The following is a 19,278-nucleotide window of genomic DNA, read 5'->3' on the forward strand; positions in this document are numbered from 1 at the left end:
ATGGTAGCATTAACATTAACGATTATTTTTGCATTAATTGTTATTATATTTATCGCGTTAACGATTAAAATTATTCCACAGCAAAAGGTTGGAGTCGTTGAAAGGTTTGGTAAGTTTCGATGTATTCTGAACCCGGGACTAAACCTTATCATTCCAATTGTTGATCGTGTTCGTGTTTATCATGATTTACGTATTCAACAAACGAATGTACCGCCGCAAAAAGTAATTACACGTGATAACGTACAAGTAGAAATCGATACAATTATCTTTTATCAAATAGTTGAACCCGAACTTGCAACATATGGTATTTCAAATTATGAATACGGTGTTCGTAATATTACATCTGCAACAATGCGTCAAATCATTGGGAACATGGAACTGGATGAAACCTTATCAGGACGTGAGAAAATTTCAACAGAAATTCGTCTAGCTCTTGATGAAGCAACAGAAAAATGGGGCGTTCGTATCGAACGTGTAGAGATAGTTGATATTAACCCTCCAAAAGATGTGCAAGCAGCAATGGAAAAACAAATGAAAGCAGAGCGTAATAAGCGTGCTATTATTTTAGAAGCAGAAGCTGCGAGACAAGATAAAGTACTTCGAGCAGAAGGGGAAAAACAAAGTAAAATATTAATGGCTGAAGGGGATAAGGAAGCGCGTATTCGAGAAGCGGAAGGCGTAAGAGAAGCAAAAGAACTAGAGGCGCAAGGGGAAGCAAAAGCGATTGAAATTATCGCAAAAGCGGAACAAAATCGAATTCAATTCATACGAGAAGCTAATCTAGATGAACGTATCCTTGCGTATAAATCGTTTGAATCATTAGCTGAAGTAGCAAAAGGACCAGCTAATAAAGTATTTATCCCTTCAAATGCAATTGAAACACTTGGAACTCTTGGTGCAATCGGAGAAATCTTTAAAGAAAAACAAGCGAAGACATTGCCTTCTTCTGACGCGCCAAAAGAGTAATAATAAGAAGAAAGAGAAATGGGTTTCCATTTCTCTTTTTTGGGTTTGAAGTGAAAGAGAAAACATGATGGAGTTTTATTTTGGAAATATTGAAAAAAAGGGATGGGATCATGATGCAAATACTATTAATACGGCATGGGGAATCAGAAGCAGATATTTTACATGTACATGAGGGACGAGCAGACTTTGAACTAACGGAGAAAGGAAGAGAGCAAGTTGCAAAGTTAGTCCAAAAAGTAAAAAGTGAATTTCCTCCAGATTACATATGGGCTAGTACATTGAAAAGAGCTAAGGAAACAGCGGAAACTTTGGCAGAAGCAGTTGGATGCCCAGTGAAATTTGAAGAAGAATTAATGGAGTTTAATAACGGTGTACAGGCTGGTATGTCTTTTGAAGAAGCAAAAAAATATCCAGAGCCAAAATATCTTTATGATCGCTTTGAAAATGGAGAATCTTTTATAGAGTTTCGCATGAGAATTGAGGCGATATTTTCAAAGATTATAACGGAAAATAACCATGAAAGAATTGCGATTGTAGCCCATGGTGGAGTAATCACTTGTATATTGAGTGCTTTTTTTCAAATGCCAATAAATAAAGATTATTACTTTAAAATGGGGGATACGGGAATCAGTTTGCTTGAATTGACAGGAAAGCAAAGAATGGTTCACTTTATGAATGATACAAGTCATCTAGAAATAAGAGCTTGATAAGAATAGGAAAAAGATTCTATAGTTGCTTTATCCGAGTAGGAAATTTACTCGAACAAAGCAACTGAAGGATCTTGAATATGCTCGGTTACTAATATGTGAATTTGAGCCCGATGATGATAAACGTGTGCAATGATTTCAAGTAACCATTCGAATCGAGAATAAGAAACACCCCAATATGCAGTTGTTATATGAGCCAACTCTTCGTGTGAATAAGATAGAAACGTTTCAGAAAGAAGATCATATCCCTGAAGCATGGTTTGCTGTATTTCATGAATGGTTTTTGGTGTATGTTTACGATAAAAAGTCTGTAATTCCTCTTGTGGAGTCTCATTTAAAATGAGTAAATCTGCATGACAAATAAGAGAAAGGTGAGCGTACATTTCAAATAACGATCGCTTATGTTGAATTGGTTTTATGTTTAAATCTGATTCAGTGAGTGGATTCAGCATTTTGATAGATGTATGAATCGCAATTTTTAATTGATGTAAAGCAGCTTGAACAAACATTGTAATTCTTCTCATCTCCGTATATAATAGTTTTCTAAGAGTATTATATCATACTTAAAATTCTGAAGATTCTAGTAGTTTGACTAGGAAAATGAAAAGTATTATATTGTAAAAGGTCGTATGAAACGAGAAATAGAATCGAAAGCAATTATTGAGTTAGGAGTTTAGACCAATGAGTTCGAGATATGGAAGAAATACAATTGTTGAAGTCAATTTAGATGCTATTAAACATAATGTGAAAGAATTTAAAAAGAGAATTCATAATGGAAATATCACGATGATGGCAGCTGTAAAAGCAAATGCATATGGACATGGAGCAGTGGAAGTTGCAAAAGCAGCGATTGAAGCAGGTGTTCAGCAACTTGCTGTTGCATTTGTGGATGAAGGAATTGAGCTACGCGAAGCTGGCGTGACAGTTCCAATTTTAGTTTTAGGATATACACCTGTAGAAGCTGCTCAAGATGCAATCGAATATGATATTATGATGACAGTATATAGAATAGAAGAATTATCAAGTATAAATGAAATTGCGAAACAGCTTCAAACGAAAGCACGTGTTCATGTGAAGATTGATACTGGCATGAGTCGTATCGGTTTACAAGAGGAGGAAGTTGCTCCTTTTTTAAAAGAATTACAAAAGATGAATCATATAGAAGTAGAAGGAATGTTTACGCATTACTCTACAGCTGATGAATTAGATAAAACATATACGAATATGCAGACAAAGTTATTTGAGAAAGCAGTGAATACGGCGAAAGAACTAGGGATGCAAATTCCTTATATTCATAGTTCTAATAGTGCAGGATCAATGGAACTTAGCAATACGTTTCAAAATATGGTTCGCGTTGGGATTGGGATTTACGGTATGTATCCTTCAAGAGATGTAGATCATACAGTTGTATCTTTGCAGCCAGCATTATCGTTAAAGTCGAAAGTAGCTCATATTAAACATGCGAAAAAAAATCGTGGTGTGAGTTATGGGAATACGTATATGACAACGGGCGAAGAATGGATTGCAACCGTTCCGATTGGTTATGCGGATGGTTACAATCGTCAGTTATCAAATAAAGGTCATGCATTAATCAATGGTATTCGTGTACCTGTTCTTGGACGTGTATGTATGGACCAATTAATGCTTGATGTTACAAAGGCGATGCCTGTACGTGTAGGTGATGAAGTAGTTTTCTACGGAAAACAAGGAGATGAAGAAATTCCAGTTGAGGAAGTTGCGGATTTATTAGATACGATTAACTATGAAGTGACGTGTATGTTAGATCGAAGAATTCCACGCGTTTATAAAGAAAATCGTGAAACAACTGCGGTTGTGAATATATTAAGAAAAAAATAATTAAGAAAAAGGACTGAATTGTAGCAATGCAATTTAGTCCTTTTTCATTTTTAAAAATCAATATGTATATTAGAGCGAAAACTGTTGTAATCTACAACAATTAAAAATAAGAAGGATGTTGTAACCATTCATCTAAATCAATATTCCCTTGAACGGATAATAATCGATATAAGTATCGATATGGTGCTCTGCACTGCTTTAAATCAGGAATGGGCATGATTGTTTCGTAACCTTTTTGAAAAGTACGAGCTTCTTTTTCTGTAAATACGTATTCTAATCCAATAAAATCAAATTCTCTTGGGGCAATAGCGTAAGCTTCGGTATCTACTAAACCAGTAATTCTAGAACCGTCTGTTAAAAATTGAGTGGGGTCCATATCAATTAAAACAAGAGTTGCTTCTTTCGGTGTTGGAAGAGCATGAAGCTGAGTTTGAAAGTTTTTTAATGTATTACATATTTTGGGGTTATGAGAATGAAATTTTTCTACGAGTTGCTGACTTACCTTTTCAATGTGTTTGTAAAATTGATTGAGGCGAATTTTAAAAGTTTCAGTTGGATTCCCAATATAATTTGCTGTATATTGATGAATTTGTGCTAATCCTTTTCCAAGGCTATATAAGAGAGAATTCGGTTGGCCGATAAATGAGTCGAGCGCTTGACCGCTTAATTTTTCAACAACAACATATTCCCGTTCGAATCTATGTTTCTGTAATATTTTTGGAATAGGGAGCGTAGTATGTTTTTGCAATAATGTATGTATAATTTCAAGAGCATGCACGTTTCTTGGATCAATTCCAAATAAGTATTTACATCCCCACCAAAAATCATTGTTAGGTTCTGATGTCATTTTAGAAGAACGAACGATGACTTCTTCCTCTTTTGTTTGTATGAGCCAGACATCACTTGCATGATCTTCATAACCTGGGTCCAATGTATTTATAGATAGAATAGGTGAAGAAAATAGTTTTTGAAACATAAAAAATGCTCCTTTCTTTGCATATTCATACATTCATTATATAGCATAATTGAAATAAGACGCTAAATAATGAAAATCTTTGTTCCTAGTGTTCGAGTATACATTCCATTTTATAAGAATAGTAAATAAGAATGTTGTTTTGCAATTTTGAAGGAGGGGATTGGGGAGAATTATATCATTTTCTCTATTTCTATAGGAATTATCTAAATAATATTTTTCAATTTTTTTGTATGATTAGCAAGGATATGATAAGGAAATTATAAATTGTGTTGAATAGGAATTTAGAGATATATAAAGGATATAATGTTGAAAAATGATATGTAAAGTGAAAAAGAGTATGATTATAAAAATATTTCTCAATAATAAAAGTGGTTTGAATATATGAAAAGTTAATAGATTATCATATATAATAAATAGCAAATCATTAATAAGATTAATTATTAAATTAACTTTATTAATAGTTAAGAAAGGAGAATATGATGGCGAAAGTTCTTGTAATTCATTTTCCGGGAGAAGGGCATATCAATCCGACATTGGCAGTGCTAAGTGAATTAGTAAAAAGGGGAGACAAAGTTGTTTCGTATTGTATTGAAGAGTATCGAAATAAAATTGAAACGACAGGTGTTGAATTTCGAATATATGAAAATTTTCTTCCTCAAATCAATATTATGGAGCGAATAAAACAAGGGAATAGCCCTCTAGAGATGTTGTCAAAGATGATTGAAGCTACTGATCGTATTGTAGAGAATATTCTAGAGGAAATAAAAGAAGAACAATATGATTATTTAATTTATGATAATCATTTTGCAGTCGGATCCATTCTTGCGAAAATCTTACAGGTACCAAAAGTTTCTTCCTGCACAACTTTTGCTTTTAATAAAGAAACCTCTCTTCATGACAAAAATGAACGTAGACAAATAGATGAAAGTTCTCCGCTTTATCAGTCTTGTGTATTAGGCATGAAAAAATGGGAAGAAAAATATGGAGTAAAATGCAATGACTTATTGGATATTATGAATCATCCAGGAGATATTACGATTGTCTATACGTCAAAACAATATCAACCTTACTCTCATACATTTGATGAATCATATAAATTTGTTGGGCCCTCAATCGCACCGCGTAAAGATGTGGAAAGCTTTCCACTCCAATTTTCAAAAAAGAAGCCAGTCCTTTTTATTTCGATGGGAACGATTTTTAACCAACAACCAGAACTATATGAAACATGTTTCAAAGCATTTCGAGATTTAAATGTAGCTGTGGTGTTAGTAATAGGGAAGAAAATAAATATCAGTCAATTTGAAGAAATTCCAGCGAATTTTAATGTATATAATTATGTACCACAATTAGAAATATTACAACATACAGATGTGTTTATTACACATGGAGGAATGAATAGTTCTAGTGAAGCGTTATATTATGGAGTTCCACTAGTTGTCATCCCTGTTATGGGGGATCAACCTTTTGTAGCAAAACGAGTCGAAGAATTAGGAGCAGGAATTCAATTGGATCGTACAAATATAACCCCTGAAATATTACGTGAAGCGGTAGAAATAATACTAGATAATAAAAGTTTTAGAGAAAGAAGTCGTGAAATTGGGGAGTCTTTACACGCGGCAGGTGGATATAGACGAGCTGTCGATGAAATTGTAACATTCACCTCAGTTGCTATGCATAAATCATGATTTCAATTAAAAAATAGGAAGTGACAACTAGAAATCTACTCTAATGAAAATGTATAGAAAACGGAGTGATTTTGATGTCAAAAGTACTTGTAATAAATTTCCCAGCAGAAGGTCATATTAACCCAACAATAGCTCTTGTTAAAGAACTTGTGAATAGAGGAGAAGAGGTTATTTACTATTGTGAGGAAGAATATCGTTCTAAATTGCAAAATACTGGTGTTGCATTTCGAAATTATAAGGATTATTTGAAAGAAATTCGTTTGCAAAACAGAATGAAGGATATGTTTAATCCAGTGCAAATGGTATATAGATTCTTAAATGCAACTGAAAAGGCGCTTCCTTTTCTTTTGGAAGAGATGAACTGTGAAAAGTTTGATTATATTATTTACGACCAACATTTTTTGTTAGGTAGAATTTTAGCTAAAATCCTACAATTACCAACGATAGCTTCTTGTACAACATTTGCGATAAGCAAGGAGATGTTTACGGAATTATCTGTCCAAAAAAGTAAAGTAGATACAGACTCAGCTTTATATAAGGAATGTCAAAAGATTTTAGATAGAATAAGTAATCGCTATAGACTGCAAATTACTTCTCTGGAACAACTTTTTTATTATGAGAGTGATATGACATTCGTTTTTACTTCTGAATATTTCCAACCACATGCAGAGCAATTTCATAGTAATGTAAAGTTTATAGGTCCTTCTATTATTGCACGTGAGGAGAATGTGGATTTTCCATTTGATAAGCTAAGAGGAAAAGAAGTAATTTACCTTTCAATGGGAACGGAGCTGAATCAACAAATCGAACTATATAACACATGTTTCCGTGCTTTAGAAGAATTTGATGGAGTAGTTGTAATTTCTGTTGGTAAGGACACGGATATAACGAAACTTACAAATATTCCATCTCATTTTATTGTGCGTCCTTACGTTCCACAACTAGAAGTCTTACAATATACGAATGTATTTATTACTCATGGTGGTATGAACAGTGTGAATGAAGGGCTTTATTATGATACACCACTTCTTGTGTTACCAATTACAAATGATCAGCCTTTTGTAGCAAAACGGGTTGAAGAATTAAATGCTGGTATTGTTTTAGATTATCAAAATATCACACCGGCTGCATTACAAGAGGCAGTAAGCCATCTCCTTAATAATGAAGTTTATAAAGAGGGAAGTAGAACAGTAGGGTTAAGTTTACGGAAAGCAGGAGGTTATCAAAAAGCGGTAGATGAAATATTGGATTTGAAAAAAGAGATGCTATCTCGTTCTTTATGAAATAAATAGAAGGTTTCTATTCAATGGAAACAAATGAAGTGAAATGTTCAAGAGAAAACTAAAATAATTAAGTATGAAAAAGCTGTTTTTGCAATTATTGTTGCGAGAAACAGCTTTTTTTAGTAAACCAAGCTTCTTTTAATAATGTTACAACCGTTTCAATTGCATCGATTGGTATCCCTCCGAACCCTAGTAGAACGTAAGATTCCTTTCGTAAATCATATATTGAATCGTATATGGATAAGGGGTAAACTTTTACATATTTTTCAGCAGCGGCATGAATGAGTTCGTGTTCATTCATGCCATTATGAACATGGAGCACAATATGAAGTCCAGATTGATCTCCAAGTATATCAACATCGGTACCCATTTGATTTACAAGCGATTTCACTAATGTATGATGTTTTTTCTTATATAGTGTACGAACACGGTTTAAATGTCGATCCCAGTCTCCTTTTTGAATGAAGTGAGCAAGAGCAAGCTGTTGTAATTTGGAAACGGTTTGTTTGAAAATGCCACCAAGTTTGTTGTAAGTTTCTAAAAGATGATTCGGAAGAACAATATACCCTATTCTTAAAGATGGTAAAAATGATTTTGAAAAAGTACCCATGTAAATGACGCGTTCATTTGTATCAAGTCCTTGCAGTGAGGGGATGGGTTTTCCGACATAGCGAAATTCTCCATCGTAATCATCTTCAATAATATAGCCATCCCGATCGGTTGCCCATTTTAATAACTCCAGTCTCCTTGATAAGGGCATAATCATCCCATATGGAAATTGATGAGAAGGCGTAACATAAGCAACATTTGCATCACAATTGCTGAGAAATGAAATGTCTATTCCTTTTTCATCTAATGGAATAGGATGAATAGGAAGACCGCAGCTTTGAATAATAGCTTTTACACGATGAAATCCAGGGTTTTCTATTGCATACGCTTTTTGTCGTCCAAGCAATTGAATAAGCAGCCAAAGAAGGGGCTGTATACCAGCGCCAACAACAATTTGATCAGGTGAAGAGTGAACCCCGCGAGCGTGATACAAATATTTTGAAATATGCTTACGAAGTATAAGTTCCCCTTGAGGGTCTTCTTTTGTAAATAAATCGTTTTCATATTGTAGTAAGCACTCTTGAAGTGCCCTTTTCCAATTTGAGAGAGGAAAGGCTGTTTGATCAATATTTCCTTGACTACAATCAAAATAAATGAATTCTTTCTCTATTTTTTCGAATGAGTAAGATGGTTTTTTATGTTTAGTAGGGATAACATCTACATCTACTTCAGTTACAAATATACCACGCTTCGGCTTACTGTCCACATATCCTTCTGCAGACAATTGCTGATACGCTGACTCAACTGTAATGCGGCTAACTCCAAGCTGTAATGCTAAGTTTCGATGTGAAGGAAGACGTGTCCCAGCAGGGAGGGTGCCTTTTGAAATTTCTTGTTTTATAAATTCGTAAATTTGTATATAAATAGGTACCTGACTCTCTATTTGTATAGGAATGATTAAATCCATAGTATTTACTCTCCTTCAATAACTGGCCTTATAAAAAAGAAATGAACTGTCACTTAAATGAAGGACAGTTTCGATTTAAAGTAATGATATAACATTCAGAAAGTTTTATAAATAGTTAGGAGAGATTAGATGAATATTATCGAAATAAAAACAGAAGAACAATTAGATGAGGTATTACCCGTTTTACAACAATTACGAACGACTCTTACAAAAGAGGAAGCACGGGTTTTATTTCGCCGGATGAAAGAAGGACATTATCAGCTATTTTCTTTAATAAATGAAAATGGTGAAGCGGTTAGTCTTGCTGGTGTAGCTGTGGGTACGAACTTTTATAATAACAAGCACGTTTTTGTATATGACCTTGTAACAGCGGAAACGTACCGATCAAAAGGATATGGTGAAGCATTACTCTCATATATAGAGCGATGGGGAAAAGAACAAGGCTGTAAGTGCATTGCTCTGACATCATCTATGCAGCGTGTAGATGCACATCGTTTTTATGAAAGAGCAAAATATAAAAAAGTGAGTTATTCGTTCTGGAAGGAATTAAAATAAAGAAGGGGCATCTTTACTTAAGCTCCTTCTTTATTTTTGATATCGAATTTTTATCCCGCTATTTGAGGGCAGCCCGATTAGTGAGGGTTCATAATCAGTGGGGGATGAAGAAAACCCCCACTGATTAAAGTTTCACTTTATTTCATTTAATTTCTTACTTCAATCATCTTCGAAGTAATTTTCGTGTGTTCCTTTTTTTATAAATGAGGCGAAGATTGTTTTCTTTTTTCTAAAGAAGCAAATGAAAAGGAATCTTTATTTTTCGCATATGTTTTTTGATCTGGAACAGAGGACGTTACAATTGTTTGAGAATATCTTGCTTTTCGTGCATCTTGTATTCCTGTTGTCATAAGTTTAATAAAAAGAATCGTAATAAAGAATGTCACGAGTGTATAAAAAATAATCCATAATGAAAGGTTCATTTCATAATAATTTAATCCAATCAGACCTGCCCAATCATTTGAGAGTGAAACAGGTTTGAACTCACCTTCCTTTAGTTCTTTCATCTGTATTCCACCGATTATAATGTTAAGTAATGCTAGATGCATCATGAGTATGAGTGTTTGAACAATATGCTCCATAAATAGAACGAATATGCGACCGAGTAATAAGACTCGTAAGTGTTTCTTTATAATATGGAAACGAGTTGCTCCCATGAGTTGTGAGCTTAATATATAGTCTTGTTGCATAAACTCATCAACTTCCGAAGAAATGTATAAAGAAATTGTAGGTAAAGCAATAAAAATGAGTACAATCGCTTGATAAACTGCAAATGAAATATTAGGGTTTAGTTGATCGGTATTTGATGTGATGACAATATTAAGGGGTGCTATGAGTATGAACGCGATAAATAAAGTTGGAATATAGTAAAATACTTCAGAACATGATCGGGAAAATCTTTTGAATTTTGCGGCATATAAACTTAAGAAGATTCCTATACATGTTCCAAATAAAATACGTAACAAACTAATTGTTATAGCAAATAAAATTGTAAATTTTGCCCCATCTAAAATTTGTAAGAAAATAGGTTCTCCAAAACGATCAGAGCCAAAAGGTGGCATTACAGATGGAGGAAAAGGAGCTTTTCCAATTAATTCGTTCTTGTCATTATAAAGTAGCAAGGGTGCTTCTGGTATACTATCTTTAAAGAAGAAGCTATAAATAAAGCTAGCTGTAATGAAGACGAAAAGATAAATGAATCCGATTAAAAAGCGTTTTGATTTCCAAATTCCCCTCATAACAGTTCTCCTTTCATTTGTTTTTGCAATCTATTCATCATAAAAGAGAGTATTTGAAAGATAATATAAAACGGTAAGATAATCATTATAAGTATGATAAATATAGCAGAGGGTGAAATAAATGCCTTTCTAAATAAAAACTGAACAATCCCTTGCATGTTAAAAATAAATTCTAAGATGAACAAATTAGAAAGTAAGAAAACAAAAATTGTTTTTAAATGGTGGAAGAGGTGAATGGATATATTTTTGAATAAATGAATACATAGTATATAACTGGATGACAGGCCTTTTCCATAAGCCACTTCTACATATTGCTTCCTATGTTCTTCGTATATGTATAAAATCATCATTCTAAACATTTGTATAGTAGGTAGCACTGCTAAAGCTAAAATAGGAAGTAAATAGGCTCGATTTTCTTGAAAAGATATAATGGTGACTGGAGATTCCCCGAACTGCTTAAGAAACCAGATGAAAAACATTTGTGAACAAATCATTATCATCATATCAGGGATAGCCTCTAATACAAAAATACATCTGTTTATCCACTTTTTAATAGAATCCTTTGCTGAAAAATAGAAAAATGCCATGCTAGATGAAAGAAAGAGCGCAAGAAGAAAAGCTGCGAACAAAACAGTAAAAGAATATATGTAAGGTTCTAATACGGTTGGAAATAATGGTATTTTTTTAAAATAACCGAATGGCGCTTCTGATGATAAAACGCTTAAAGACGTGGGAGAGAAAACTTCTTTTAACATAGTAAAGAAGTGCTTGAAAAATTGAAGTGGCTGAAAGGTAAATCTCTCTTGTGTGATAAACAAGTAAGGTAAATTTAATAATAGTAAGAGTGATAAAATAATCGATAAAAGTTTGCTGATGAATGAAAATATTTTATGTAACATGAAACCCCCTCCATTAACTTTTTACAATATTATACAACAAAATGTAAAATGTTGTTGGAATTTTCGAACAATGGTACACTGTATATTGGTAATATAATAAATTCAAATATTTAGGTTGATGTAGGAGGTAGTATGGAACATATATATTTAGAAGGTAAAAAAGTGATTGTGAGAGAGATAGACGAGAGAGATATTCATTCGTTATATGAACAAATATATAAAGAAGAAAAGCCGGAATGGAAAAAGTGGGATGCTCCCTATTTTCCATTTTCTATGCAAGAGTACTCGGAATACAAGGAGAAGTTACAATCTAAGTTAAAAGAGGAACCCTTGTCTCAACTCCTTATTGAGGTTAAAGGTGAAATCATCGGAATAGTTGGTTTTTATTGGGAGTATAAACCGACGCGCTGGTTAGAGATGGGTATTGTCATTTATAATCCTGCATATTGGAACGGTGGCTATGGTACAGAAGCTTTACAATTATATAGAGATTTGTTATTTGAAAATATGGTGATTGGTAGAGTGGGATTAACAACTTGGTCTGGAAATGAGCGAATGATGAAAGTGGCTGAGAAAATCGGAATGAAGTTAGAAGGGCGAATGCGAAAATGCCGTTATTATAATGGAACCTATTATGATTCTATTCGAATGGGGGTTATTCGTGAAGAGTGGGAAGAATTAAAAGCGGTGAAGGAGTGAAAGGACGTACGTCCGAATGACAATTATAGAGCATGAAGATGAGGGGAGTGAAAAGATAATTCGGAGTTAACAGTCCAAAAATATGAACTATCAACAAAAGTTGATATCCCTGATTTTATTCCTATAATAGGTGAATATGATCTTGAAGTGTGTGGGGAATTAGGATTAGGAACAATTGGTTATAGGTTTCATGCAGGTCAAGAAACTGGTGCGTATGTCGGTGGCGGTTTATTTGCTAAATTTGTTAAGCAGGGAGAAGAATAGTTGTGTTTAAACAAGCGAGAATTATAAAAATTTTTGGTTTTTCAACCTTACTTATATTTAGTTTGTTTGCTCCTTATAGGTGGGGAGAAAATTAGCACTTATTGCTTTTGTGCTTATACTAGCCGTTTTATCTTTTGGTACAACAAAATTATTGGAATCTATAACTAATAAATTTAAAAAGAATCGAGATAAGTAGTTTGCTTAGAAAAAAAGAATTTTAATTATTCTAGGTAGACTTCCACTTATTACTGAGACATGGATACTGCACTCACAGACGCAGAAAATTGTACTTTTTGTAGGAGATCTAGTGGTACTTTAATATTATTTGAGGGTTAAAAAATAAAAAAAGAGAATAAATTAATGAAACTTTTACCGATTGGAACCGTTGTAAAACTAGAAGGTGTAGAACCGATTATTATGATTATTGGAAGAATGGTTGTATCAGCAGATAAACGTGATTTTGATTATGTGGGTGTTCCTTACCCAGTGGGCTATTTAGGTGATGAAAAAGTATTGTGCTTTAATCACGATAAAATTATAGAGGAAATGCATAGAGGATATATGACTGAAAGTGAATTAGTTTTACGTGAGAAATTATTAGAAATGTAAATTAATTTAAAAGATACATATAAATGTTAAAAAATATGATAGGGGAAACGAAATGGGAAAGATAACGAGAATCCTTGTAATTATCGGTATACTTGTACCTCCTGTATTGTTGCGGAGTGTACCTGATATTCCTCTAAATGATAAACTTGTGTTTATAGGTTTACAGCTATCTGTAGGCTTTCTCGCAGTAGTGACGTTAGAGATTATATTTAGAAACCGTAAAAAGAAGGGAGTAAAATAGATATTGATTGTACGGAATGGCAGATAAAAATATTAATGATTCATCTTTTCATTAAAGAGACTAACAGGAGCGGGGAGAAATCCTTGCTTTATTTTTTGGTAAATATTAGTGTTGATCTTGATGTACCCTGAGGAGGAAAACAAAAGAGCCGACAGCTCGGTAGTATTACTTAACAACTCTTAAGTTTGCTACTTTTGGTAGTTCTACTGCGTAATTATTTCTCATATAAGTTTCTAAATTAGAGTTAGCCTATTCTAACTCCTTAGTATCCTCGCTAGACATTGCTTCTATAACTTTACTAATTAGAGCACTCTTCATATTCAATCCTCTGAGTTTATCTTCTTTTGCTGAGTGTCCTTCGATGTTTATCAATTGAGTTCGAACCTCTTCGGCGACTTTGTTTTTACCTAGTAATATTTCTAGAAATAGAATTGCTCTCCTGTTGAAATATCCATTCTCTAATAGCTAATCTTTGTGTCTTTTGACTGTTTTGTTCAACTCTTTAAGGGTTATACCGAAGAAGTTTGCAACTTGAGGAGTAGTTATAAAGCCACTACTTAGCTGTAGTAACTCCTTTGTTCTCTTTAGTATCTCTTCTCTGTTAAACGAGCTAGTTTGCTGTCCCTTTTGTTCAACAACTTTAATAGTTTCTTTTGAGCTTATCATATCACCCCATCTCCCTTTGGTTTTAATTGGTAACTACTCAGGTACCCTCTTGATTTGAGGATTTCTTTTGAGGTACTTCAACATGAAGTAGAACGAAAAATGTGTCTACATTGTCTTCATATCGAAGAAGCTCCATTTCCAAAAGATGTGACAAACGCGACTTAATATGGGCTGAATATTCAATTGATGGTGAACTATTTCACACAATATTTGTATCTATCCCTTCAGTGGATGTCTGAATTCTTTCGAGATGTATATCAACATTAAATCAGTTAAGGCACAATCAACCGCCTCATTCACTCTTTTGGTGAAAGCTTTTAAGAAAAAGAAGAAATCCGTTCTAAAATTGTAGCTTCTCCGATTGTTCATTGTGATGAAACAGGACTTCGTAATCAAGGAAAAACAGAATGGGTGCCCTATAGTACCCCTGAGCTCACCATTCGATATATTCATCCAAAACGTGGGACTGTTGCCATGAATGCGATTAGGGTATTGCCTGCATTTACAGGTATCGCGGTGCATGATTGTTGGGAATCCTATTTCTAATAATTAGGAACAATAAGTTAAGTGAGTATATTATTATTCTGTAGATATTGGCAGACTTCAACTTGAAAATGCGAAGGAAACGAACAGCGATTATCATCGCCATGCTATTAAATGACCAAAGTGTCTTCAATATTAAATACGTAAATAACGAAGCTCCTTTAGGAAAAGACGAAGTGTATGACTAGCAAAAAGGAAGCATTATGAAACTTAAGATGCCAAGAAAAAGTTTATCGGTGAAATGGTTGGTCCTTAGTAAAAAGACAGAGCCCCCCACCTCAAATCTGTGTAGAGGGAAAGGGGGGCGATATAGCCAGGTGGATTTTGTTATTATCGATATATTGTCCACGTTCCAATGTCTTGAAATCCTAACCGTTTATAAATTCTCCCGGCAGCTTGGTTATGATAGAACAAGCAAAGTGTTCTTCCTTCTTTCTTAAAATCTTGAATCATTTGCTGGAGTATGAGCGAAGCGTATCCTTTGCCGCGATAATTCGGATGTGTACATACTCCAACAACCATTGCAGATAAAGAATTTTCGGCTGATGTAGAAGCGGAAGAGACCATTTCTCCATTTTCTTCAATGTAATATGTACGTCCTGTATTTGTTTCGAGTGATTGGCGCAATATTTTTTCAGATTGATTTGACTGTGGGAATTCTTCAATGTTGTTTCGAAGATGCATAATTCGCTCGACATCCGCTATTGTTGCTTGTTTAATTGTCGTATGAATCATCGTTTTTGGTAAGGCAGTATCATCTTTACACTCACAAAAATATGTTTTATTTTTTGTTCCAAGATGTATACCATGTACATCTTCAATTTTTTCTACAATGTCTGATTTACCAGAGATTTTAAGTGGTTTGTGAGAGGAGAGAATAACCTCATAGTCCACAATAGAAAAGTTATCCTTTCCATATAGGATAAATGAATCATGAAAGCGCAGTAATACAGACTGCAACATTTCATTTTCTGTAAAATGCCCCCATAATTCTTGAAAGTCTGCATCGTATCCAAATGCTTCAATATCACCAATGATAAATAGGTTAATGGATATTTCCTCTTTTAGAAATATAAGGACCTGTTCATGATCACGCTTTGTTAATTTCCGTATCATTATAATTCCCTCTTTTTCTTTTTTCTAAATATTATTACTTATCAGTTTTAAATACAATATGAAAATGTATGTTTAGTTCATGAAGTTTCGGAAAAACTAGGAAAGATATGACAAAGGAGGTTATGAACGGTGGAACATCCAATTCAAGGATTGATGAAAGCAGCAATGGAAAATTTAAAGGAAATGGTCGATGTTAATACAATTGTTGGAGAGCCTGTTCAAACGGCTGACGGTGGTGTAGTATTAACAGTATCTAAAGTAGCATTTGGTTTTGGAGCAGGAGGGTCTGACTTCCAAACCAATGATGGGCCGAAAGCGAACGGTAATGCTGCATTTGGTGGCGGAAGCGCAGGGGGGGTTTCTATTACACCAGTTGCGTTTCTTGTTGTGAATAAGGACGGTGTAAATATTCTCCACTTACAAAATGCGACGCATTTAGCTGAAAAAGTAATTGAACTAGCACCGCAAACCATTGATAAAATCCAGTCTATTTTTCAAAAGAATGAAAAACAGGCTGAGCCACATCACCCGCAAAATCCAGATGAAATTGCGTAAAAAAGCCTGTTTTTTAACAGGTTTTTTTAATTGTAATCACTATGTAATAAAACTTACGAAATTGTAAATAGTTTTTGAAGTTTTTTCTATGTTTCTAAAATTTTTCATGTTAAAATATGCTATAGAATTGAAACATATAAAACGAAGGTGGCTAGGTGCTTTGTCTGGAGGATCTGACCAAGTAAAGAATATGATATATATTAATGGTAATCGTCGAGGTCATTGTTTTATTACTTCTGGAATTACATTTGAAGAGTTTGCAAATAATATCCCTTCACCTCTTCATCAAGTATTGCTTTTGAAGCATAATTTTGAGTGGACTGATTTTCATTATCATACTTTATTTGAATATGTTGAAGAAGACAATATACATAAGTTAATAAAAGCTGAAATTGATGAATTTGATGAGTTTTGTTGGGTTGATTTTGATGATGCAAACGATTTAGATGAATTAGAGCCGAAAGAAATTGCGGAGTTATTATACTTGGCTCATAAGAAAGAGCCGCTTGGAAGAGCGTTCTTTCCATTGCTTAAAAATCGGTTTGTGTATTTTTCACATGATGATGGTTGGTATAACAAAGTATATTACCGCAGAATATCCGATTTTGTAGGGATGCTCAGCAAGGTGATTCCGTATAAGTTCGGTTCTTTTGGAAAGAAACGGTTTCCGTTCTTTCAAAAATCGAAAATTTTCCCAGCTATTTCAAAAGAAGTGATTCTTGAACTGATTCCGCTCATGGAAGACGGATTGTATATTGATTTGGGTGGAAAGATCGAGTCAAGAAGAGGGCTAGAGATTCCTGTATATGTAATTGGTTCGTATGAAAGTACGGATGAGGTAGTGGATAACATTGAGGAATTAAAAGAAAATGCAACAGAAACGGGCTGGCTTATTTTTGATAAGAAAGAACAAGAATGGCAATGGATTGCGGACTAAGAAAAACTTGACGGGGTTGGTCAAGTTTTTCTTCTGTTTTGAAAGGAGAGCAAATGAAGAAATATTATACGATTGTAGGCATTGTGAGTCTTATTCTTATTGCAGTATTACTCTTAACTTGTCCGAAAGAAGCTGATTTTCGCTTATATATACAGGATAAATATGATTTAAACTGCAATCAAGATGACTTTACATGTATACAAAATGTAGGAAAACAAGAAGAAAAAATGCAATTTGTAAGTACGGATACACGAAATGGTGTATTCTTTCTAACAATAAAACAAAAATTCGAAACAGAGGCAGGCAAAAAGAAAGAATATAGCGGATTTGGTATATTTGGTACATTTTTGTTTGTTTCAGAAAAGACTTTCTCATGATAGAAGGTCTTTTTTTTATCTTCCTGTTCATATAGATAAAGTAAGACAAGCATAGGAGGGGTATGAATGAAGAAAGTATGTATTGTTTGCGGAGGAGAGGAGTTTTTTACATCTACATTATATGCTCGAACAAAACAAGACTGGGCGTATGCGCCGAATATGTATCGGTTTGAGAAAGTCTTTATCGAACAGCGAGATGAGGAAAATTATCCTGTATTTCAAGAAATTACCGCAAAACATTGCTGTGTATGTGGACATATTATGTTATATCATGAGTGAACACACCAAGTGAAACTTGGTGTGTTTTTTATAATGCTGACAAAACGAATGGGTATAACAAAGTAAACAAGACAGAAAAACTGCCAAACCCAATCGCTGTATATCCGAGAGTTTTCGCTCCGAAGTTAACAGCTAACAAACCAATTAAAATAGAAAGGGAACCGAGTGTAACAGGATAAAAGGCGATTGAAAATAAAGAAAGAAATAAAGCAACATAACCAATAATTGTACTTGTATTACTTCCTTCCACTTCATTTGAGGTTTCTTTATGCCTTTTTCTTATAGGAAGATGATGCGGTGCAATTTCAGTTGCATACTCTTCGTTTTTTTGACCACTTTTAAAGCGGTGTGTTCGTTTTCTTGGCATATACATCCCCCTCTTTCAATTGGGTGTACCTTTATTATTTTTCATAAAGAAGAGAACATGAATATGAGTTATATCCAAATGAAGAAAAAATTGGTGAATATAGAGTCTGTTGCTATCATGTCCAGCTCTTTGGAAGAATAAACAGGAATTGAGGAAAAATGTGTAGAAAGACAATGAATGAAAATAAAGGAAGGTAGGGGAAGGGATGACGAAGTTTAACTGGCATAAATCAGCAGAGAAACAATGGAATCGTAATGCAGAATCTTGGAATCGAAATAGTCAAGAAATGTGGGATTATGGTAGCCGCAGTACAATTATTCCGTTTTTTGAAAAGTATGTAGAAAAAGGAGAGGCGGTTTTAGATATTGGTTGTGGTGATGGGTATGGTACATATAAATTAAGTATAGCAGGGTATAAAGTATGCGGAATTGATTTATCAGAGCAGATGATTCAAAAAGCAAAAGAACGAGGAGAGGGAGAAAATTTATCTTTTATAAAGGGAGATTTATTAGCATTACCATTTGAAAATGAGCGTTTTTCAGCGATAGTAGCTATTAATTCTTTAGAATGGACAGAAGATCCATTGCAGTCATTGCGTGAAATTAAGCGTATTTTATATAGTGGTGGATATGCTTGCATAGCACTTTTAGGACCAACAGCAAAACCGCGTGAAAATAGCTATCCCCGTTTATATGGTGAAAATGTGGTTTGTAATACGATGATGCCGTGGGAATTTGAAAAATTAGCGAAGGAGCAAGGATTCCAAGTCGTGGATGGTATGGGTGTTTATAAGCGGGGAGTAAATGAAAAAATGCTTGAGCAATTATCTGTAGAACTACGGCAAGCATTAACTTTTTTATGGGTATTTATGTTGAAAAAATGACATCTAAAGAAAGGCCTAAGTTTTAGGAGGGAAATAAGTGCAGAAAATACAAAAAACTGA

At 34.0% G+C, this 19,278-nt stretch carries 23 protein-coding genes; 15 read left to right on the plus strand and 8 right to left on the minus strand.

Going from position 1 to position 19,278, the window contains the following annotated elements:
• The gene (locus MR058_RS14860) at positions 1-966 is read left to right on the plus strand and encodes an SPFH domain-containing protein (RefSeq protein WP_242144727.1); all 966 of its coding nucleotides are present in this window, start codon (positions 1-3) and stop codon (positions 964-966) included.
• A gap of 113 nt (positions 967-1,079) precedes the next feature.
• The gene (locus tag MR058_RS14865) at positions 1,080-1,673 is read left to right on the plus strand and encodes a histidine phosphatase family protein (protein WP_242144782.1); all 594 of its coding nucleotides are present in this window, start codon (positions 1,080-1,082) and stop codon (positions 1,671-1,673) included.
• A 47-nt stretch (positions 1,674-1,720) separates the two neighbouring features.
• Here the strand turns inward: MR058_RS14865 and MR058_RS14870 are convergent, their stop codons facing one another.
• The gene (locus MR058_RS14870; RefSeq protein ID WP_242144783.1) at positions 1,721-2,182 is read right to left on the minus strand and encodes a DinB family protein; all 462 of its coding nucleotides are present in this window, start codon (positions 2,180-2,182) and stop codon (positions 1,721-1,723) included.
• 172 nt (positions 2,183-2,354) lie between these two features.
• Here MR058_RS14870 and alr point away from each other — a divergent pair, with 172 nt between their 5' ends.
• Positions 2,355-3,530 carry an alanine racemase gene (alr, locus tag MR058_RS14875; protein ID WP_242144728.1) on the plus strand — a complete coding sequence of 392 codons (1,176 nt, stop codon included), beginning with the start codon at positions 2,355-2,357 and terminating at the stop codon, positions 3,528-3,530.
• Positions 3,531-3,630: 100 nt separating this feature from the next.
• Here alr and MR058_RS14880 read toward each other — a convergent pair whose 3' ends face one another.
• Positions 3,631-4,506 (minus strand): phosphotransferase, encoded by an 876-nt coding sequence (locus MR058_RS14880; protein WP_242144729.1) that lies wholly within the window; start codon positions 4,504-4,506, stop codon positions 3,631-3,633.
• 479 nt (positions 4,507-4,985) lie between these two features.
• On the opposite strand from MR058_RS14880, the gene MR058_RS14885 reads away from it, so the two are divergent.
• A complete protein-coding gene (locus tag MR058_RS14885) occupies positions 4,986-6,191 on the plus strand; it encodes a macrolide family glycosyltransferase (RefSeq protein ID WP_242144730.1) in 1,206 nt (401 codons plus the stop codon).
• A gap of 74 nt (positions 6,192-6,265) precedes the next feature.
• Complete coding sequence (locus MR058_RS14890) at positions 6,266-7,474, plus strand: macrolide family glycosyltransferase (RefSeq protein ID WP_242144731.1); 1,209 nt, start codon at positions 6,266-6,268, stop codon at positions 7,472-7,474.
• Between the two features lie 94 nt (positions 7,475-7,568).
• On the opposite strand, the gene pdxR is transcribed toward MR058_RS14890, so the two are convergent.
• Entirely contained in the window at positions 7,569-8,990 is a 1,422-nt protein-coding gene (pdxR, locus tag MR058_RS14895; protein ID WP_242144732.1) for a MocR-like pyridoxine biosynthesis transcription factor PdxR, read from the minus strand.
• A gap of 129 nt (positions 8,991-9,119) precedes the next feature.
• Here pdxR and MR058_RS14900 point away from each other — a divergent pair, with 129 nt between their 5' ends.
• Positions 9,120-9,545, plus strand: a complete 426-nt coding sequence (locus tag MR058_RS14900) for a GNAT family N-acetyltransferase (RefSeq protein ID WP_242144733.1) — start codon at positions 9,120-9,122, stop codon at positions 9,543-9,545.
• A gap of 197 nt (positions 9,546-9,742) precedes the next feature.
• Here the strand turns inward: MR058_RS14900 and MR058_RS14905 are convergent, their stop codons facing one another.
• Positions 9,743-10,783: an ABC transporter permease gene (locus tag MR058_RS14905; RefSeq protein WP_242144734.1), complete on the minus strand. Its 1,041-nt coding sequence runs from the start codon at positions 10,781-10,783 to the stop codon at positions 9,743-9,745.
• Positions 10,780-11,682, minus strand: a complete 903-nt coding sequence (locus MR058_RS14910) for an ABC transporter permease subunit (RefSeq protein WP_242144735.1) — start codon at positions 11,680-11,682, stop codon at positions 10,780-10,782. The genes MR058_RS14905 and MR058_RS14910 overlap by 4 nt, the downstream gene beginning before the upstream one ends.
• Positions 11,683-11,814: 132 nt before the next feature.
• On the opposite strand from MR058_RS14910, the gene MR058_RS14915 reads away from it, so the two are divergent.
• The 3 genes from MR058_RS14915 to MR058_RS14925 all read left to right on the plus strand — a co-directional run bounded on the left by MR058_RS14915 (position 11,815) and on the right by MR058_RS14925 (position 13,495).
• Positions 11,815-12,381, plus strand: a complete 567-nt coding sequence (locus tag MR058_RS14915) for a GNAT family N-acetyltransferase (RefSeq protein WP_242144736.1) — start codon at positions 11,815-11,817, stop codon at positions 12,379-12,381.
• Between the two features lie 624 nt (positions 12,382-13,005).
• Positions 13,006-13,254: a DUF4176 domain-containing protein gene (locus MR058_RS14920; protein ID WP_242144737.1), complete on the plus strand. Its 249-nt coding sequence runs from the start codon at positions 13,006-13,008 to the stop codon at positions 13,252-13,254.
• A 52-nt stretch (positions 13,255-13,306) separates the two neighbouring features.
• Positions 13,307-13,495: a hypothetical protein gene (locus tag MR058_RS14925; RefSeq protein ID WP_242144738.1), complete on the plus strand. Its 189-nt coding sequence runs from the start codon at positions 13,307-13,309 to the stop codon at positions 13,493-13,495.
• A 465-nt stretch (positions 13,496-13,960) separates the two neighbouring features.
• On the opposite strand, the gene MR058_RS14930 is transcribed toward MR058_RS14925, so the two are convergent.
• Entirely contained in the window at positions 13,961-14,161 is a 201-nt protein-coding gene (locus MR058_RS14930) for a hypothetical protein (RefSeq protein WP_242144739.1), read from the minus strand.
• Positions 14,162-14,494: 333 nt separating this feature from the next.
• On the opposite strand from MR058_RS14930, the gene MR058_RS23700 reads away from it, so the two are divergent.
• Positions 14,495-14,707: an IS66 family transposase gene (locus tag MR058_RS23700; protein ID WP_396021449.1), complete on the plus strand. Its 213-nt coding sequence runs from the start codon at positions 14,495-14,497 to the stop codon at positions 14,705-14,707.
• A gap of 327 nt (positions 14,708-15,034) precedes the next feature.
• On the opposite strand, the gene MR058_RS14935 is transcribed toward MR058_RS23700, so the two are convergent.
• Complete coding sequence (locus tag MR058_RS14935; RefSeq protein ID WP_242144740.1) at positions 15,035-15,820, minus strand: GNAT family N-acetyltransferase; 786 nt, start codon at positions 15,818-15,820, stop codon at positions 15,035-15,037.
• A gap of 129 nt (positions 15,821-15,949) precedes the next feature.
• Between MR058_RS14935 and ytfJ the strand changes: the two genes are divergently transcribed.
• From ytfJ to MR058_RS14955, 4 genes are all read left to right on the plus strand, one after another.
• Positions 15,950-16,375, plus strand: a complete 426-nt coding sequence (gene ytfJ, locus MR058_RS14940) for a GerW family sporulation protein (RefSeq protein WP_242144741.1) — start codon at positions 15,950-15,952, stop codon at positions 16,373-16,375.
• Positions 16,376-16,535: 160 nt separating this feature from the next.
• Positions 16,536-17,312 (plus strand): oxalate:formate antiporter, encoded by a 777-nt coding sequence (locus MR058_RS14945; protein WP_242144784.1) that lies wholly within the window; start codon positions 16,536-16,538, stop codon positions 17,310-17,312.
• A gap of 53 nt (positions 17,313-17,365) precedes the next feature.
• Positions 17,366-17,689, plus strand: a complete 324-nt coding sequence (locus MR058_RS14950) for a hypothetical protein (protein WP_242144742.1) — start codon at positions 17,366-17,368, stop codon at positions 17,687-17,689.
• 66 nt (positions 17,690-17,755) lie between these two features.
• Positions 17,756-17,968 (plus strand): hypothetical protein, encoded by a 213-nt coding sequence (locus tag MR058_RS14955; RefSeq protein WP_242144743.1) that lies wholly within the window; start codon positions 17,756-17,758, stop codon positions 17,966-17,968.
• A gap of 28 nt (positions 17,969-17,996) precedes the next feature.
• On the opposite strand, the gene MR058_RS14960 is transcribed toward MR058_RS14955, so the two are convergent.
• Positions 17,997-18,335, minus strand: a complete 339-nt coding sequence (locus tag MR058_RS14960) for a permease (protein WP_242144744.1) — start codon at positions 18,333-18,335, stop codon at positions 17,997-17,999.
• Between the two features lie 205 nt (positions 18,336-18,540).
• On the opposite strand from MR058_RS14960, the gene MR058_RS14965 reads away from it, so the two are divergent.
• A complete protein-coding gene (locus MR058_RS14965; protein WP_242144745.1) occupies positions 18,541-19,218 on the plus strand; it encodes a class I SAM-dependent methyltransferase in 678 nt (225 codons plus the stop codon).
• Positions 19,219-19,278: the final 60 nt, after the last annotated feature.

Source organism: Bacillus cereus group sp. BfR-BA-01430 (assembly GCF_022663115.1).
GTDB lineage: Bacteria > Bacillota > Bacilli > Bacillales > Bacillaceae_G > Bacillus_A > Bacillus_A cereus_BD.

Bases quoted from the DNA above. Each gene is read 5' to 3' on its own strand.
- MR058_RS14860 (WP_242144727.1), top strand. From the start codon at position 1: ATGGTAGCATTAACATTAACGATTATTTTTGCATTAATTGTTATTATA.
- MR058_RS14935 (WP_242144740.1), bottom strand. From the start codon at position 15,820: ATGATACGGAAATTAACAAAGCGTGATCATGAACAGGTCCTTATATTT.
- MR058_RS14920 (WP_242144737.1), top strand. From the start codon at position 13,006: ATGAAACTTTTACCGATTGGAACCGTTGTAAAACTAGAAGGTGTAGAA.
- MR058_RS14965 (WP_242144745.1), top strand. From the start codon at position 18,541: ATGACGAAGTTTAACTGGCATAAATCAGCAGAGAAACAATGGAATCGT.
- MR058_RS14955 (WP_242144743.1), top strand. From the start codon at position 17,756: ATGAAGAAAGTATGTATTGTTTGCGGAGGAGAGGAGTTTTTTACATCT.
- pdxR (WP_242144732.1), bottom strand. From the start codon at position 8,990: ATGGATTTAATCATTCCTATACAAATAGAGAGTCAGGTACCTATTTAT.
- MR058_RS14865 (WP_242144782.1), top strand. From the start codon at position 1,080: ATGCAAATACTATTAATACGGCATGGGGAATCAGAAGCAGATATTTTA.
- MR058_RS14885 (WP_242144730.1), top strand. From the start codon at position 4,986: ATGGCGAAAGTTCTTGTAATTCATTTTCCGGGAGAAGGGCATATCAAT.
- MR058_RS14890 (WP_242144731.1), top strand. From the start codon at position 6,266: ATGTCAAAAGTACTTGTAATAAATTTCCCAGCAGAAGGTCATATTAAC.
- MR058_RS14960 (WP_242144744.1), bottom strand. From the start codon at position 18,335: ATGCCAAGAAAACGAACACACCGCTTTAAAAGTGGTCAAAAAAACGAA.
- MR058_RS14950 (WP_242144742.1), top strand. From the start codon at position 17,366: ATGAAGAAATATTATACGATTGTAGGCATTGTGAGTCTTATTCTTATT.
- MR058_RS14880 (WP_242144729.1), bottom strand. From the start codon at position 4,506: ATGTTTCAAAAACTATTTTCTTCACCTATTCTATCTATAAATACATTG.
- MR058_RS14870 (WP_242144783.1), bottom strand. From the start codon at position 2,182: ATGTTTGTTCAAGCTGCTTTACATCAATTAAAAATTGCGATTCATACA.
- MR058_RS14930 (WP_242144739.1), bottom strand. From the start codon at position 14,161: ATGATAAGCTCAAAAGAAACTATTAAAGTTGTTGAACAAAAGGGACAG.
- MR058_RS14910 (WP_242144735.1), bottom strand. From the start codon at position 11,682: ATGTTACATAAAATATTTTCATTCATCAGCAAACTTTTATCGATTATT.
- MR058_RS14915 (WP_242144736.1), top strand. From the start codon at position 11,815: ATGGAACATATATATTTAGAAGGTAAAAAAGTGATTGTGAGAGAGATA.
- MR058_RS14900 (WP_242144733.1), top strand. From the start codon at position 9,120: ATGAATATTATCGAAATAAAAACAGAAGAACAATTAGATGAGGTATTA.
- MR058_RS14925 (WP_242144738.1), top strand. From the start codon at position 13,307: ATGGGAAAGATAACGAGAATCCTTGTAATTATCGGTATACTTGTACCT.
- alr (WP_242144728.1), top strand. From the start codon at position 2,355: ATGAGTTCGAGATATGGAAGAAATACAATTGTTGAAGTCAATTTAGAT.
- MR058_RS14905 (WP_242144734.1), bottom strand. From the start codon at position 10,783: ATGAGGGGAATTTGGAAATCAAAACGCTTTTTAATCGGATTCATTTAT.